Origin of the sequence: Streptomyces sp. NPDC048434, from assembly GCF_043200375.1 — a bacterium.
GTDB lineage: Bacteria > Actinomycetota > Actinomycetes > Streptomycetales > Streptomycetaceae > Streptomyces.
Map to the genome: position 1 here is coordinate 132962 of NZ_JBICXQ010000011.1, position 13952 is coordinate 146913.

General features: G+C 70.2%; 14 protein-coding genes. 3 read left to right on the forward strand and 11 right to left on the reverse strand.

Features of this window, described 5'->3' with window-relative positions; all coding sequences use genetic code 11:
* Positions 1 to 10: 10 nt before the first annotated feature.
* Genes ACGFWI_RS15420 through ACGFWI_RS15435 form a run of 4 tightly spaced genes read right to left on the reverse strand, consistent with a single transcriptional unit; the run spans position 11 to position 3068 of the window.
* Complete coding sequence (locus ACGFWI_RS15420) at positions 11 to 1384, reverse strand: NADH-quinone oxidoreductase subunit D (RefSeq protein WP_393906437.1); 1374 nt, start codon at positions 1382 to 1384, stop codon at positions 11 to 13.
* Positions 1384 to 2148, reverse strand: coding sequence for an NADH-quinone oxidoreductase subunit C (locus ACGFWI_RS15425; RefSeq protein WP_393906438.1), 765 nt, complete (start codon positions 2146 to 2148; stop codon positions 1384 to 1386). The genes ACGFWI_RS15420 and ACGFWI_RS15425 overlap by 1 nt, the downstream gene beginning before the upstream one ends.
* Positions 2145 to 2699, reverse strand: coding sequence for an NADH-quinone oxidoreductase subunit B family protein (locus ACGFWI_RS15430; protein WP_030074638.1), 555 nt, complete (start codon positions 2697 to 2699; stop codon positions 2145 to 2147). Before ACGFWI_RS15430 ends, ACGFWI_RS15425 begins: the two co-directional genes overlap by 4 nt.
* A 9-nt stretch (positions 2700 to 2708) precedes the next feature.
* Complete coding sequence (locus ACGFWI_RS15435) at positions 2709 to 3068, reverse strand: NADH-quinone oxidoreductase subunit A (protein ID WP_006604811.1); 360 nt, start codon at positions 3066 to 3068, stop codon at positions 2709 to 2711.
* Positions 3069 to 3793: 725 nt separating this feature from the next.
* On the opposite strand from ACGFWI_RS15435, the gene ACGFWI_RS15440 reads away from it, so the two are divergent.
* Complete coding sequence (locus tag ACGFWI_RS15440; RefSeq protein WP_393906439.1) at positions 3794 to 4597, forward strand: C40 family peptidase; 804 nt, start codon at positions 3794 to 3796, stop codon at positions 4595 to 4597.
* A 227-nt stretch (positions 4598 to 4824) separates the two neighbouring features.
* Here the strand turns inward: ACGFWI_RS15440 and ACGFWI_RS15445 are convergent, their stop codons facing one another.
* Together ACGFWI_RS15445 and ACGFWI_RS15450 are read right to left on the reverse strand one after the other, a co-directional pair.
* Positions 4825 to 5280 carry a carboxymuconolactone decarboxylase family protein gene (locus ACGFWI_RS15445; protein WP_393906440.1) on the reverse strand — a complete coding sequence of 152 codons (456 nt, stop codon included), beginning with the start codon at positions 5278 to 5280 and terminating at the stop codon, positions 4825 to 4827.
* Positions 5281 to 5440: 160 nt separating this feature from the next.
* On the reverse strand, positions 5441 to 6724 hold the full coding sequence (locus ACGFWI_RS15450; RefSeq protein WP_393906529.1) for a geranylgeranyl reductase family protein: 1284 nt from the start codon (positions 6722 to 6724) through the stop codon (positions 5441 to 5443).
* 152 nt (positions 6725 to 6876) lie between these two features.
* Between ACGFWI_RS15450 and ACGFWI_RS15455 the strand changes: the two genes are divergently transcribed.
* Positions 6877 to 7386 carry a GNAT family N-acetyltransferase gene (locus tag ACGFWI_RS15455; protein WP_393906441.1) on the forward strand — a complete coding sequence of 170 codons (510 nt, stop codon included), beginning with the start codon at positions 6877 to 6879 and terminating at the stop codon, positions 7384 to 7386.
* Between the two features lie 211 nt (positions 7387 to 7597).
* Here ACGFWI_RS15455 and ACGFWI_RS15460 read toward each other — a convergent pair whose 3' ends face one another.
* The 5 genes from ACGFWI_RS15460 to ACGFWI_RS15480 form a co-directional block, all read right to left on the reverse strand.
* The gene (locus tag ACGFWI_RS15460; RefSeq protein ID WP_393906442.1) at positions 7598 to 8299 is read right to left on the reverse strand and encodes a demethylmenaquinone methyltransferase; all 702 of its coding nucleotides are present in this window, start codon (positions 8297 to 8299) and stop codon (positions 7598 to 7600) included.
* A 79-nt stretch (positions 8300 to 8378) separates the two neighbouring features.
* Positions 8379 to 8945 carry a hypothetical protein gene (locus tag ACGFWI_RS15465; protein WP_393906443.1) on the reverse strand — a complete coding sequence of 189 codons (567 nt, stop codon included), beginning with the start codon at positions 8943 to 8945 and terminating at the stop codon, positions 8379 to 8381.
* 7 nt (positions 8946 to 8952) lie between these two features.
* Positions 8953 to 10152 (reverse strand): cyclic dehypoxanthinyl futalosine synthase, encoded by a 1200-nt coding sequence (mqnC, locus tag ACGFWI_RS15470; protein ID WP_393906444.1) that lies wholly within the window; start codon positions 10150 to 10152, stop codon positions 8953 to 8955.
* Positions 10153 to 10301: 149 nt separating this feature from the next.
* Complete coding sequence (locus ACGFWI_RS15475) at positions 10302 to 12263, reverse strand: protein kinase (RefSeq protein ID WP_393906445.1); 1962 nt, start codon at positions 12261 to 12263, stop codon at positions 10302 to 10304.
* A gap of 158 nt (positions 12264 to 12421) precedes the next feature.
* A complete protein-coding gene (locus ACGFWI_RS15480; protein ID WP_393906446.1) occupies positions 12422 to 13321 on the reverse strand; it encodes a menaquinone biosynthetic enzyme MqnA/MqnD family protein in 900 nt (299 codons plus the stop codon).
* 249 nt (positions 13322 to 13570) lie between these two features.
* On the opposite strand from ACGFWI_RS15480, the gene ACGFWI_RS15485 reads away from it, so the two are divergent.
* Positions 13571 to 13774 carry a cold-shock protein gene (locus ACGFWI_RS15485; protein ID WP_003984261.1) on the forward strand — a complete coding sequence of 68 codons (204 nt, stop codon included), beginning with the start codon at positions 13571 to 13573 and terminating at the stop codon, positions 13772 to 13774.
* Positions 13775 to 13952: the final 178 nt, after the last annotated feature.

Below are 13952 nucleotides of genomic sequence, written 5' to 3' on the forward strand. Positions count from 1 at the left end.
GGAGTGGCGTTCACCGGTCGACGCCTCCCATCACGGGGTCGATGGACGCGACGGCGACGATGACGTCGGCGACCTGGCCGCCTTCGCACATCGCCGCCATGGCCTGGAGGTTGGTGAAGGACGGGTCGCGGAAGTGCACCCGGTAAGGACGGGTGCCGCCGTCGCTGACCACATGCACGCCCAGCTCGCCCTTGGGCGACTCGACGGCGGTGTAGGCCTGTCCCGGCGGGACCCGGAAGCCCTCGGTCACCAGCTTGAAGTGGTGGATCAGGGCCTCCATCGAGGTGCCCATGATCTTCTTGATGTGGTCGAGGGAGTTGCCCAGGCCGTCCGGCCCCAGGGCCAGCTGGGCGGGCCAGGCGATCTTCTTGTCCGCGACCATGACCGGGCCCGGCTCCAGCCGGTCCAGGCACTGCTCGACGATCCGCAGCGACTGGCGCATCTCCTCCAGCCGGATGAGGAACCGGCCGTAGGAGTCGCAGGTGTCGGCGGTCGGCACCTCGAAGTCGTAGGTCTCGTAACCGCAGTACGGCTGCGTCTTGCGCAGGTCGTGCGGCAGTCCGGCGGCGCGCACGATGGGCCCGGTGGCGCCGGTGGCCATGCAGCCGGCCAGGTCGAGATAGCCGATGCCTTCCATGCGGCCCTTGAAGACCGGGTTGCCGGTGGCGAGCTTGTCGTACTCGCCGATGTTCTTGCGCATCTTCTTCACGAACTCACGCACCTGGTCGACCGCGCCCGGGGGCAGGTCCTGCGCGAGGCCGCCGGGCCGGATGTAGGCGTGGTTCATCCGCAGGCCGGTGATCAGCTCGTAGAGATCGAGGATGAGTTCACGGTCGCGGAAGCCGTAAATCATGATCGTGGTGGCGCCCAGCTCCATCCCGCCGGTGGCGATCGCCACGAGGTGGGAGGACATCCGGTTGAGCTCCATCAGCAGCACGCGGATGACGGTGGCCCGGTCGGGGATCTGGTCGGTGATCCCGAGCAGCTTCTCCACGGCCAGGCAGTAGGCCGTCTCGTTGAAGAAGGGGGTGAGGTAATCCATGCGCGTGACGAAGGTGGTGCCCTGCGTCCAGGTCCGGTATTCGAGGTTCTTCTCGATGCCGGTGTGCAGATAGCCGATGCCGCAGCGGGCCTCGGTGACGGTCTCGCCGTCGATCTCCAGGATCAGCCGGAGCACGCCGTGGGTGGAGGGGTGCTGCGGCCCCATGTTGACGATGATCCGCTCGTCGTCGGACTTCACCGCGGCGGCCGCGATCTCGTCCCAGTCGCCGCCGGAGACGTTGTAGACGGTGCCCTCGGTGGTCTCCCGGGCCAGGGACTCCGTGTCGAAGTCGCTGGACGTGTGGTGCCCGTTCGAGGAGTGGGAGTGCGGTGCAGTAGTCATCAGCTGTACGACCTCCGCTGGTCGGGAGCCGGAATCTGAGCGCCCTTGTACTCGACGGGGATGCCGCCGAGCGGGTAGTCCTTGCGCTGCGGGAAGCCCTGCCAGTCGTCGGGCATCATGATCCGCGTCAGCGCCGGATGGCCGTCGAAAACGATTCCGAAGAAGTCGTAGGTCTCGCGCTCGTGCCAGTCGTTGGTGGGATAGACGTCCACGAGCGAGGGCACGTGCGGGTCGGCGTCCGGGGCGGAGACCTCCAGCCGGATGAGCCGGTTGTGGGTGATCGAGCGCAGGTGGTAGACGGCGTGCAGCTCGCGGCCCTTGTCGCCGGGGAAGTGCACTCCGCTCACGCCCGTACACAGCTCGAAGCGCAGTGCCGGGTCGTCGCGCAGGATGCGGGCGACCGCCGGCAGACGGCTGCGCTCGATGTGGAAGGTCAGCTCGTCGCGGTCGACGACGGTCTTCTCCAGGACGTTCTCGGGGACCAGGCCCTGTTCGTCGAGGGCGCCCTCCAGCTCGTCGGCGATCTCGTCGAACTCGCCGTATCCGCCCTCGCCGCGGGGCCCGCCGTACGGCCGCTGGGTCGCGCCGGGCAGCCGGACGGTCCGTACGAGGCCGCCGTAGCCGCTGGTGTCGCCGCCGTTGTCGGCGCCGAACATGCCGCGGCGGGTGGCGATCGCCTCGCCGGCGTCGTCGCGCTGCGCGGGGACGGCGTCGTCCCGGCCGTCCGGCTCGTCGGGACGCTCAGGGTTCTTCTGCTCACTCACCGCAGCAGCCCCTTCATCTCGATCAGCGGGAGCGCCTTGAGCGCCGCTTCCTCCGCCTCACGGGCGGCCTGCTGCTGATTGACCCCGAGCTTGGTGTTCTGGATCTTCTGATGCAGCTTGAGAATGGCGTCCATCAGCATCTCGGGACGCGGCGGGCAGCCCGGCAAATAAATGTCGACGGGAACGATGTGGTCGACGCCCTGCACAATCGCGTAGTTATTGAACATTCCGCCTGATGAGGCGCAAACCCCCATGGAAATCACCCACTTCGGGTCCGGCATCTGGTCGTAGACCTGCCGCAGAACGGGCGCCATCTTCTGGCTCACCCGGCCGGCCACGATCATCAGGTCCGCCTGCCGCGGCGAGCCGCGGAAGACCTCCATGCCGAAGCGGGCCAGGTCGTAGCGCCCGGCGCCGGTCGTCATCATCTCGATGGCGCAGCAGGCCAGCCCGAAGGTCGCGGGGAAGACCGATGATTTGCGCACCCAGCCCGCGGCCTGCTCGACAGTGGTCAGCAAAAAGCCGCTCGGCAGCTTCTCTTCAAGTCCCATGTGTGACCCCTAGTCCCATTCCAGGCCGCCACGACGCCAGACATAGGCGTAGGCGACGAAGACGGTGAGCGCGAAGAGGAGCATCTCGACGAGCCCGAAAAGCCCCAGGGCGTCGAAGGTGACGGCCCAGGGATAGAGGAAGACGATCTCGATGTCGAAGACGATGAAGAGCATCGCCGTCAGGTAGTACTTGATCGGGAAGCGACCGCCACCGGACGGATGTGGCGTCGGCTCGATTCCGCACTCGTACGCCTCGAGCTTGGCCCGGTTGTAGCGCCTGGGCCCGACGAGGGTGGCCATCACGACGGAGAAGATCGCAAAGCCTGCCCCGAGGGCTCCCAGTACGAGGATGGGCGCATAAGCGTTCACCGTCCTCGCTCCCTTCAGTCGACGATGACTGGATGGCGGTCCGCTCGGGCCTTCGGCTGCCCCGTGGAGGTCGTGCACATGTGAGGCAGTTCACAAGCCCGAACCGCCAGCATCTTATGCCCGCTGGTCTGTGATCTGCGACACGGGAGTGGACAACGCCTTTGTGATCTCCACCACCCGGCGAAGGATCATGAAGTCGGATGAGCGGTGATCTTCATACGTGAAGCGCGCGAGTGATCACGAGAGGTGACATTCGCATGGGTTACCGCTGGTCAGAGCGGGGTCGCCTCTATCAAGTGGGCCCCACCGCGAGCAAATTGGTGCTGGACGCGGCCAACTGTTATATGGGGACGGCCCGTAGGCGGGATCCGCCCGTGACCTGACCGTGATCATCGGTGCGTGCTTCGGTTCACGAGCGCCACGGCCGACGCCAGGTCACAGGAACATAACGGACACTCAAGAGTGACCTATCCCACGCTATTTCCAGCACTAAGTCCTTGACGCACGGGAAGCCTTGGCGTGGCGGATGGGGAAGTGATAGGCGCTCGCCGCCCCCGCATCGCGCAGCAAATGCCATGCGTAGGAACATGATCGCGAAATTCGGGCATCCCGTCGACGGCTCGGCGCGGGCACAAAAGTCCGTTATATTCGCCGCGTACACGTCAAGTGTGGCGCACTGCACCTTTCTTGGCAGCAACCTGTGAGGCCTGATAGCCGTTGTTGCCATGTCCCCGAACGCACTCATACCCAGCCACCGGAAGCCCCGCCGTTCCGCGTCCTCGCGGGCCCTGCGTGCGGGCGTGACCGGTGGCTTCCTCACCCTCGCGGTGACCGGAGCCACCGTCCCGGCCAACGCCGCGCAGAAGCCCGTCTCCGAAACCCAGGAGATGCCGACGATCACGACGGCGCTGGCCACCAGCGCCGCGAAGAGCGCCGACACTGCCGAGCAGGTCGCGTTCAACTACGAGCGTCAGGCCCTCCAGGACAGCGCCTTCTCCAAGGCCGCCAAGGCCGCCGAGAAGCACAAGGCCGAGGCCGTGAAGAAGGCCAAGGCCGAGGCGAAGAAGAAGGCCGAGGAAGCCCGCAAGGCCAAGGAGGCCGCGCAGGCCCGTGCCTCGCGCTCCTCCGAGCGTTCGACCCTGTCCGCCTCCGCCCCGTCGTCGTCCTCCGCCACCGGCAGCTCCGCCACCCTGGTCTCGTTCCTGAAGGCGCAGCTCGGCAAGGCCTACGTGCTGGGCTCCAGCGGCCCCTCCTCGTACGACTGCTCCGGCCTGACCCAGGCCGCGTTCCACCAGATCGGCGTCGACCTGCCGCGGGTGTCGCAGGACCAGTCCACTGCCGGCACCCAGGTCGGCCTGGACAACCTCCAGGTCGGCGACATCCTGTACTGGGGCAGCTCGGGCAGCGCCTACCACGTCGGCGTCTACGTCGGTGGCGGCAAGTTCATCGGCGCCCAGAACTCGAGCACCGGCATCGTCGAGCGCCCGCTCAGCTACGACATGCCGACCGGCGCGGTGCGCGTCCTCTAGGACCGCCGCACCCTCCGTGCCACAAAAGGACCGTCTCTCCCGCCGCTCGGGAGGGACGGTCCTTCGGCATGCGGGCGTCCGGGCCGTCCGCGTCACCGACGGCCGTGTCACCGACGGCGGCCCGCCGGATGCACCGACGGGCCGCCAACGGCTCTTCCAGGCCCATCACGGGCATCACGCGCTTCTACGGGCCAACAGGGCCGCAACGGCCGCCGCAGGGCCTTCGGTCACCAGCCCGCGCCCGCCGGCTGCCTGGTGGTCACGTTGAGCCGGTTGAAGAGGTTGGTGATACCGACCGCCAGGATGATCGCCGACAGCTGCCGCTCGTCGAAGTGGTCGGCGGCGTCGTCCCAGACGGGGTCCGGCACCGGGTCGGAGCTGTCGGCGAGCCGGGTGGCGGCCTCGGTGAGCGCCAGGGCGGCGCGCTCGGCGTCCGAGAAGTACGGCGCCTCCCGCCAGGCCGCGACCGCGAACAGCCGGTCGTCGCTGACGCCCGCCTGCCTGGCGCTCTTCACGCCCCCGTCGACACAGAAGCTGCAGCCGTTGATCTGGCTCGCGCGCAGGTGCACCAGCTCCAGCGTGGCCTCCGGCACCCCGCCCTGGCGGGTGGCCTCGACCACGTCGAGGAGGGGCTGCAGGGCCTCGGGGAGGACCGTCGCTGGGTTCTTCATTCGTGCGTCCATCACTGCTCTCCTCAGGAATCTCGTCGTCACTGCACTGACGGATCCCGGCCGGAGAATGTGACGAGGCGGCCCGGGGATTTTCCCGAGCCGCCACCGGGGCCCCACCGGGCCCCTCGCCGGAGCCGGCCGCAGGCTTCCCGCCCGGTGCCGGTGCCACGCGTCAGGCCTTCGGCGCGACCTTGCTCAGACCGTTGATGATCCGGTCCATCGCGTCGCCGCCCGTGGGGTCGGTGAGGTTGGCGAGCATCTTGAGGGTGAAGCGCATCAGCAGCGGGTGGGTCAGACCGCGCTGGGTGGCGATCTTCATGACCTTGGGGTTGCCGATGAGCTTCACAAAGGCGCGGCCGAGGGAGTAGTAGCCGCCGTAGGTGTCCTTGAGGATCTTCGGGTAGCGCTGCAGGGCCAGTTCGCGCTGCGCGTACGTGGCGCGGGCGTGCGCCTGCACGATGACCTCGGCGGCGATCGCGCCGGACTCCATGGCGTAGGCGATGCCCTCGCCGTTGAACGGGTTGACCAGACCGCCCGCGTCACCGACCAGCAGCAGGCCCTTGGTGTAGTGCGGCTGGCGGTTGAGGGCCATGGGGAGCGCGGCGCCGCGGATCGGGCCGGTCATGTTCTCCGGTGTGTAGCCCCAGTCGGCGGGCATCGAGGCACACCAGGCCTTGAGGATCTCGCGCCAGTCCAGCTCCCGGAAGGCGGAGCTGGAGTTGAGGATGCCGAGGCCGACGTTGCTCGTACCGTCGCCCATGCCGAAGATCCAGCCGTAGCCGGGCAGCAGCCGGTCCTCGGCGCCGCGGCGGTCCCACAGTTCGAGCCAGGACTCCAGGTAGTCGTCGTCATGGCGGGGCGAGGTGAAGTACGTACGGACGGCCACGCCCATGGGGCGGTCCTCGCGGCGGTGCAGCCCCATGGCCAGCGAGAGCCGGGTGGAGTTGCCGTCGGCGGCGACCACGAGCGGGGCGTGGAAGGTGGCCGGGGTCTTCTCCTCACCGAGCTTGGCGTGGACGCCGGTGATGTGGCCGGTCAGCTCGTTGACGATCGGCGCACCCACATTGCAGCGCTCGTAGAGCCGCGCACCGGCCTTCTGCGCCTGCCGGGCCAGCTGCTCGTCGAAGTCATCGCGCTTACGGACCAGCCCGTAGTCGGGGTACGAGGCCAGCTCCGGCCAGTCGAGCTGGAGGCGGGAGCCGCCGCCGATGATCCGCAGGCCCTTGTTGCGCAGCCAGCCCGCTTCTTCGGAGATGTCGATGCCCATCGCGACCAGCTGCTTGGTGGCGCGCGGGGTCAGCCCGTCGCCGCAGACCTTCTCGCGCGGGAAAGCGGTCTTCTCCAGAAGGAGCACATCCAGACCGGACTTGGCGAGGTGATAGGCGGTCGCCGAGCCGGCGGGCCCGGCACCGACGACGATCACATCCGCGCTGTGCTCAGAGCGGGCTGTGGTCACGGACTCGGTCACGGACTCGGTCACGGCGCTGTCTCCCGGAAGTCGATATCTGGATATCAGGGTGCCGACCGGCACTGGGCACGTCAGTCTATGGGGGCCGTGATGATCAGAACCTGAAGGGTTGTGCCGTGAAGTCTGTGAACACACCGCCCGTGAACCGGCCGCTCCCCGCGGTCGAGCTGCGCGTGCCCACCGAGGAGGACGCGATGAACTGGCACCGGGTCTTCAACGACCCGGACGTCATGGAATTCCACGGCGGTGCAGCGGCCGAACCCTCCGAGTACGAGGAGCTCACCGCACGCCAGCGCAGGCACCACGCGGAGCTGGGCTTCTGCCTGTACACGCTGGTCGATCCGGCCGACGGCACGGTCATCGGCTCCACCGGCGCCCAGCCGTGGCCGTGGGACTGGGGCCCGGCGGGCGAGATCGAGATCGGCTGGCGGCTCGGTCGCGCCTACTGGGGTAAGGGCTACGCCACGGCCGCGGCGCAGGCGGCACTGGCGTCCGTACGCGCGGCCGGCGTCCGCCATGTGGTCGCCATGGTGGATGCGCGCAACGAGCGGTCGATCGCGGTGACCCGGCGGCTGGGGATGCGGCTCGCGGAGACGCTGATCACGCCGAAGGGCAAGCGGACCGCCTGCTGCCACCGGCTGGATGTCTGAGCGTCCCGCGGAGCGAAGGAGCCGGCGCGCTGAGCATCGCGCGTCGGCCGATCATGCAGTCCGGGCCCGAATGCGGTGCCGTCGGCGGCCACCTACGCCCTGGTCGAGGGCGTGGACGGTGTTCCACAGCGAGTCCGGGTTGCGGCCCGCCCGCCGTGCCCGGTTTCCGGCCCGCCCGCCGCGTCGGGTGTCCGCGGCCGGCGGCCGCCCGTCAGCCCTCGGCCGGCTTGCGCCCCCGGTGCAGCGCCACGATGCCGCCGGTCAGATTGCGCCAGGCCACCTCGATCCAGCCCACGCCCTGCAGCCGGGCGGCGAGTTCGGGCTGGTTCGGCCAGGTGCGGATGGACTCGGCGAGATAGACATAGGCGTCCGGGTTGCTGCTGACCGCGCGGGCGACCGACGGCAGCGCACGCATCAGGTACTCGGTGTAGACGGTCCGGAACGGCGCCCAGGTCGGCTCGCTGAACTCGCAGATCACGACCCGGCCGCCGGGCTTGGTCACCCGGTACAGCTCGGCCAGCGCGGCGTCGGTGTCCTGGATGTTGCGCAGCCCGAAGGAGATGGTCACGGCGTCGAACACCCCGTCGGCGAACGGCAGCCGGGTGCCGTCACCGGCCGTGAACGGCAGCCACGGATGGCGCTTCTTGCCCTCCCCCAGCATGCCGACGGAGAAGTCGCACGGCACGACGTAGGCACCGGTCCGCGCGAACGGCAGCGAGGAGGTGCCCGTACCGGCCGCGAGGTCGAGCACCCGCTCGGCGGGCCGGGCGGCCACCGCGCGGTCCACCTCCTTGCGCCACAACCGCGCCTGCCCCAGGGAGAGCACGTCGTTGGTGAGGTCGTACCGCGCCGCCACGTCGTCGAACATCGCGGCGACTTCGTGCGGCTGCTTGTCCAGGGATGCTCGGGTCACCCGGCCATTGTCCACCGTGCCGGGCCGACGCCCGCACCGGGCACGGCCGGAGCGCCGGGTGGCGGTGTCCGTGGCGGTGTCAGCGGCGGCGGAAGACGAGGCGGCCGTGGAGTGCGGTGGCCAGGCAGCTGCCGTCCTCGGCGAAGACGGCGAAGTGGGCGGCGCCGCCGGCCACCAGGGCACGCGGGATACGCGCGTCCAGCTCCTGCAGGCCGGAGCGCTCCACGGCCGTACGGACCGCGGGGCGGTGGAACGGCCCGGTCAGCGCCGTGGTCCCGATGGCCATCAGGCGTTGCAGTCCGCGCCGGGCACTCGCACCCCAGCGGGCCTCGGTCATGTCGAGGGCGGCGAGCGCCTCGCCGGTGACCGGCTCGCTGCCGAGGGCGTCCGCCTCGCGCGGGTCGGGGTGGTAGGCGGCCTCCAGCAGGGCGGCGCCCTCCGGTTCGTAGCGGCCGGGCGTCAGCACGCCGTCCCACTCCCGGACCCGGGCCCGTGCGCCGTACTCCGCGAACAGCTCGTCGAACGGTCCGACGGCGGCGAACCGGTCGCCCGTGACGACGACCGCGTGCCCGGCGTCGTCCGCCCGGTCGTCGCCCGGACGGTCCACGACCGGGCGGACCGCACGCACCCGGTGAATCGTCAGCACCGCAGGCTCAGTTGGCCTCGACGAGCTTCAGCTCCGGATGCGCCGTGCCGCCGTCGATCGCCGTCGACGACAGATGCGAGACGACCTTGTCGTCGACCGGGTCGTCGGCCGGGTCGTCGTGCACGACGAGGTGCTCGTAGGTGGTGGCGCGCTGCGCCGGGACCCGGCCCGCCTTGCGGATCAGGTCGATGATCTCCATACGGTTGGAGCGGTGCTTGGCACCGGCCGAGGAGACCACGTTCTCCTCCAGCATGATCGAGCCGAGGTCGTCCGCGCCGTAGTGCAGCGACAGCTGGCCGACCTCCTTGCCGGTGGTCAGCCAGGAGCCCTGGATGTGCGCGACATTGTCGAAGAAGATCCGGGCGATGGCGATCATGCGCAGGTACTCGAAGAGGGTGGCCTGCGTCTGGCCCTTCAGGTGGTTGTTCTCCGGCTGGTAGGTGTACGGGATGAAGGCGCGGAAGCCGCCCGTACGGTCCTGGACATCGCGGATCATCCGCAGATGCTCCATCCGCTCGGCGTTGGTCTCGCCGGTGCCCATCAGCATCGTGGAGGTCGACTCCACACCGAGCCGGTGGGCCGCCTCCATGATCTCCAGCCAGCGCTCGCCGGACTCCTTCAGGGGCGCGATGGCCTTACGGGGGCGGGCGGGGAGGAGTTCGGCGCCGGCGCCCGCGAAGGAGTCCAGGCCGGCGGCGTGGATGCGCGAGATGGCCTCTTCGACCGACACCTTGGAGATCCGGGCCATGTGCTCGATCTCGGACGCGCCGAGGGAGTGGATGACCAGCTGCGGGAACGCCTTCTTGATGGCGGAGAAGTGCTCTTCGTAGTAGTCGACGCCGTAGTCCGGGTGGTGGCCGCCCTGGAACATGATCTGGGTGCCGCCCAGTTCAACGGTCTCCGCGCAGCGGCGCAGGATGTCGTCGAGGTCGCGGGTCCAGCCCTTGGCGGTGTCCTTGGGCGCGGCGTAGAAGGCGCAGAACTTGCAGGCCGTCACGCACACATTGGTGTAGTTGATGTTGCGCTCGATGATGTACGTCGCGATGTGCTCGGTGCCTGCGTAGCGGCGGCGGCGCACGGCGTCGGCGGCCTGGCCCAGCGCATGCAGCGGAGCGGAGCGGTACAGGTCGAGCGCTTCCTCCGGCGTGATGCGGCCGCCCTGCGCGGCGCGGTCGAGTACGGACTGGAGGTCGGCGTTCTCGGTCACCGGGGCGTCCCTTTCGCAGGCGGGCATCACGAACTGAACCAGCGTACGTCAGGGGGCCGACAGCCTCGCCGCCGGTCAGCCGGCACCGTTCGCCGACGCCCGGTCAGCAGCCGGACGGCGCCTGTCCGGCGCCGCGTCCCCGCGCCCCGTCAACGCTTCGTCAGGGTCGCCTTCGGCGTGCCGCCCGCGTCGTCCTGCGAGGCGAAGCCGAGCGTGCCGTCCTTGCCGAGCGTGTACGTCACACGGGACTTGTTGCCCGTGCAGCCGGGCCCCTGCTTGCCGTCCGGCCGCTCCATCAGCACCAGCCTCGTCTCCGTGGCCGACTCCAGCTTCGCCTTGGCCTGGCACTTCACCAGCACCGCGTCGTACGTGGTGTGGATAACGTAGTCGCCCTTGCCGCCGGGCTCGACGACGCTGGTGATCGTGCCGTTGGGGATGCCGTGCACCGTCGTGACGCTGCCCGTCCAGGTGCCGAGGAAGGCCTTGGCCACCGTGACGGACCCGGCACCCTCGTCCCCCGGGCCGGTGGGCCGGGCCGTCGGGGTGCGGTCGGCCGGCGGCTTGGCGCCGGCCTGCGGCCCGCCGTCCGTGTCACCCCCCGTGCCCGGCATCAGACGGAAGACGAACCCGGCCGTCGTCGCGACGGCGAGCGCACCGGCCACCGACAGCACCAGCGTGCAGCTCATCCGCCGCGGCCGGTCCTTGCCGCCGACCGCGCCGGACAGCGCGATCCGCCGCTCCTTCGGGGCGGCCGGCGGAGCCCCGGTCGGCAGGTCGGCGAGGCCGGGGGCGGCCGGCGGACGGTCCGGACCGGTTGCCGCGGGGTGGCCGCTGCCGACGGTCGCGGGATGGCCATGGCCGGCCGTCGCGGGGTGACCGTGGCCGGCCGTCGCGGGGTGACTGTGGCCGGCCGTTGCGGCGGACGGCACCCCGCCGGCCACCGGCCAGGCCGTCGGCCGCGGCGCGGGGCCGGGCGGCTGACCGGGGAGGCCGGGCAGGCCGGAGGTGCCCGACGGCGGGCCGGGCGGCCCGGCCTGCAGCGCGCTGTCGAACGGCACCAGCCCGGACGCCGCCCCGTACGACGGGTCCGGCGTCCCGGGCACCACCCCGTAGGAGGGATCCGGCGGCCCGAACGCCCCGCCGGGCGACACGCCCACCGGACCGGCGCCCGTCCCGGCCGGAGCCCCGGCCTCCGTCTCCTCCCCCGCCTCCAGATTCAGCAGCTCCACCGCCTGCCGGCTGACCCGCTCGACCAGCGGAGCGGGCAGCCACCCGGCCCGCACCAGACCCGCCGCGCCCCCGCTGCCCTCCCCCGCGAGACGGGCCGCCAACGCCTCAGGGGCGGGACGGTCCGCAGGGTTCTTGGCGAGAGCGCCGGCCACCAACTCCCGTAGTTCACCGGCGAGCGGGGAAGCCAGCTCGGGCTCCTCGTGCACGACCTTGTAGAGCAGCGTGGCGGACGACTCACCCGAGAACGGGCTGACGCCGGTCGCCGCAAAAGCCAGCACCGCACCGAGCGAGAAGACATCGGCCGCGCCCGCCGCCCCCTTGCCCAGGATCTGCTCGGGCGCCATATAGCCGGGCGACCCCACCGAGACCCCGGTCGAGGTCAGCGACGCGGTGCCCTCCGTGGCCCGCGCGATCCCGAAGTCGATCAGCAGCGGCCCGTCCAGCGTCAGCAGCACATTGGACGGCTTGACGTCCCGGTGCACCAGCCCCAGCGCATGCACCGCGGCCAGCGCCTCGGCCAGCCCGGCGCCCAGCGCCCGCACGGAGTGCTCGGCCAGCGGCCCGAGATCGGCGACGGCCTGCGCGAGCGAGGGGCCCGCGGCATAGCCGGTGGCGATCCAGGGAACGGCCGCGTCCGGGTCGGCGTCCAGCACCGGCGCGGTCCAGGCGCCGCCCACCCGCCGCGCCGACTCGATCTCCCGCCGGAACCGCGCACGGAACTGGTCGTCCGCGGCGAAATGCGCATGGACGACCTTCACGGCGACGGTACGCCCGCCCGCGCTGCGCCCGAGATAGACCCGGCCCATCCCGCCCGCGCCGAGCCGGCCCAGCAGCCGGTACCCGCCCAGGACCCGTGGATCATCCGCCGTCAACGACTCCATGGCGCCTCCCCCTCGATACGGCGCACCCAGCTTATGACCCGCGCCCCGCCGGGCTCCCGGAACGCTGCACCCGGCCGAAGGCCCCGGGCCACGGCACCGGGCCACGGCACCGGCCCGGCATGCCCGCGCCGCCGGCCTTCCCCCCGCCCACCTGCCGGCTAGCCGGCCGGCCGCTCCAGCAGCGCCACCTTCACATCGGCCGGGAACCCGGTCGTCGGCCCGACCCGCCGGGCGAATTCCGTGACGCCGCCCAGCTGATCGGGCCCGAAGCGGAAGTCGAGCGTGGTGAAGTACCGCTCCAGGACCGGCTCGTCGAAGGTCTCCCAGCGGGCCGCCTGCTCGGCGACCTTGGCGACCTCCTCCAGCGACAGATCGCGCGAGGCGAGGAACGCCTCGTGCACCTTCTGCACCACCTCCGGCTCGCGCTCCAGGTAGTCGCGCCGGGTCGCCCAGACGGCGAAGACGAACGGCAGGCCCGTCCACTCCTTCCACATCTGGCCGAGGTCGTGCACCTCCAGGCCCAGCCGCGGCCCGTCGTGCAGATTGGCGCGCAGCGCGGCGTCACCGATCAGCACCGCCGCGTCCGCCTCCTGCATCATCAGGCCGAGGTCCGGGGGGCACGTGTAGTAGTCCGGCCGCACGCCGATCTTCTCGGCCAGCAGCAGCTGGGCCAGCCGTACGGACGTACGCGAGGTGGAGCCGAGGGCGACCCGGGCACCGTCGAGCTGGTCCAGCGGCTTCTGCGAGACGATCACGCAGGACATCACCGGGCCGTCGCAGCCGACGGCGAGGTCGGGGAAGGCGACGAGGTCGTCGGCGGCGCGCAGGAATTCGACGAGGGTGATCGGCGCGATGTCGAGCTCCCCGCGGACCAGCTGCTCGCTGAGCTTCTCCGGCGTGTCCTTGGTGAGGTCCAGATCGAGCAGGGTGCCCGTACGGGCGAGGCCCCAGTAAAGGGGCAGGCAGTTCAGGAACTGGATGTGGCCCACTCGCGGCCGGCTGCGACGGCGGCCGGCGTCGGCTCCCGCGGGTGCGTCTCCGAAGGTTGAATTGTCCACATGCGGAGGCTAGACCTGTCTCCCATGGGGCAGCGCGGCGGGGCGGCGTATGGACGTTAGTGCGGTCGGTTAAACGTGATCTTTGGCTCTTCCGCCTCAGGAGCAGCACATGCTACGCTCAGCGCAAGTTGCAGTTTGGTTTCCCTTGCAGTACAGAGCCTGCGGAGCATGTGACCCCGCAGGCTCTTGTAGTTTCAGACTTCTTTGCAGGTTCTGGAGCAGGGCAACCCTTTGGCCCAAGGAGGGCTTATGGCTACCGGAACCGTCAAGTGGTTCAACGCTGAAAAGGGCTTCGGCTTCATCGCCCAGGACGGCGGCGGCCCGGATGTCTTCGTCCACTACTCGGCGATCAACGCCTCTGGTTTCCGCTCCCTGGAGGAGAACCAGCAGGTGAACTTCGACGTTACGCAGGGCCCGAAGGGTCCGCAGGCGGAGAACGTTACGCCGGTCTAAGTTGCCCGGCCCGGAATAATTCCAGGTCGCACCAAAGCAGTACCCAAGGAGCCCTGCTCCGCCACTCCGGTGGCGAGCGGGGCTCCTGCCTTTTGTTTGCCCGGGGCGAATGGCAACTGCATGAACATTCACCTTCAAGCGCCCGACACACCCGAATGGCGGGCGCAATACGGAATTG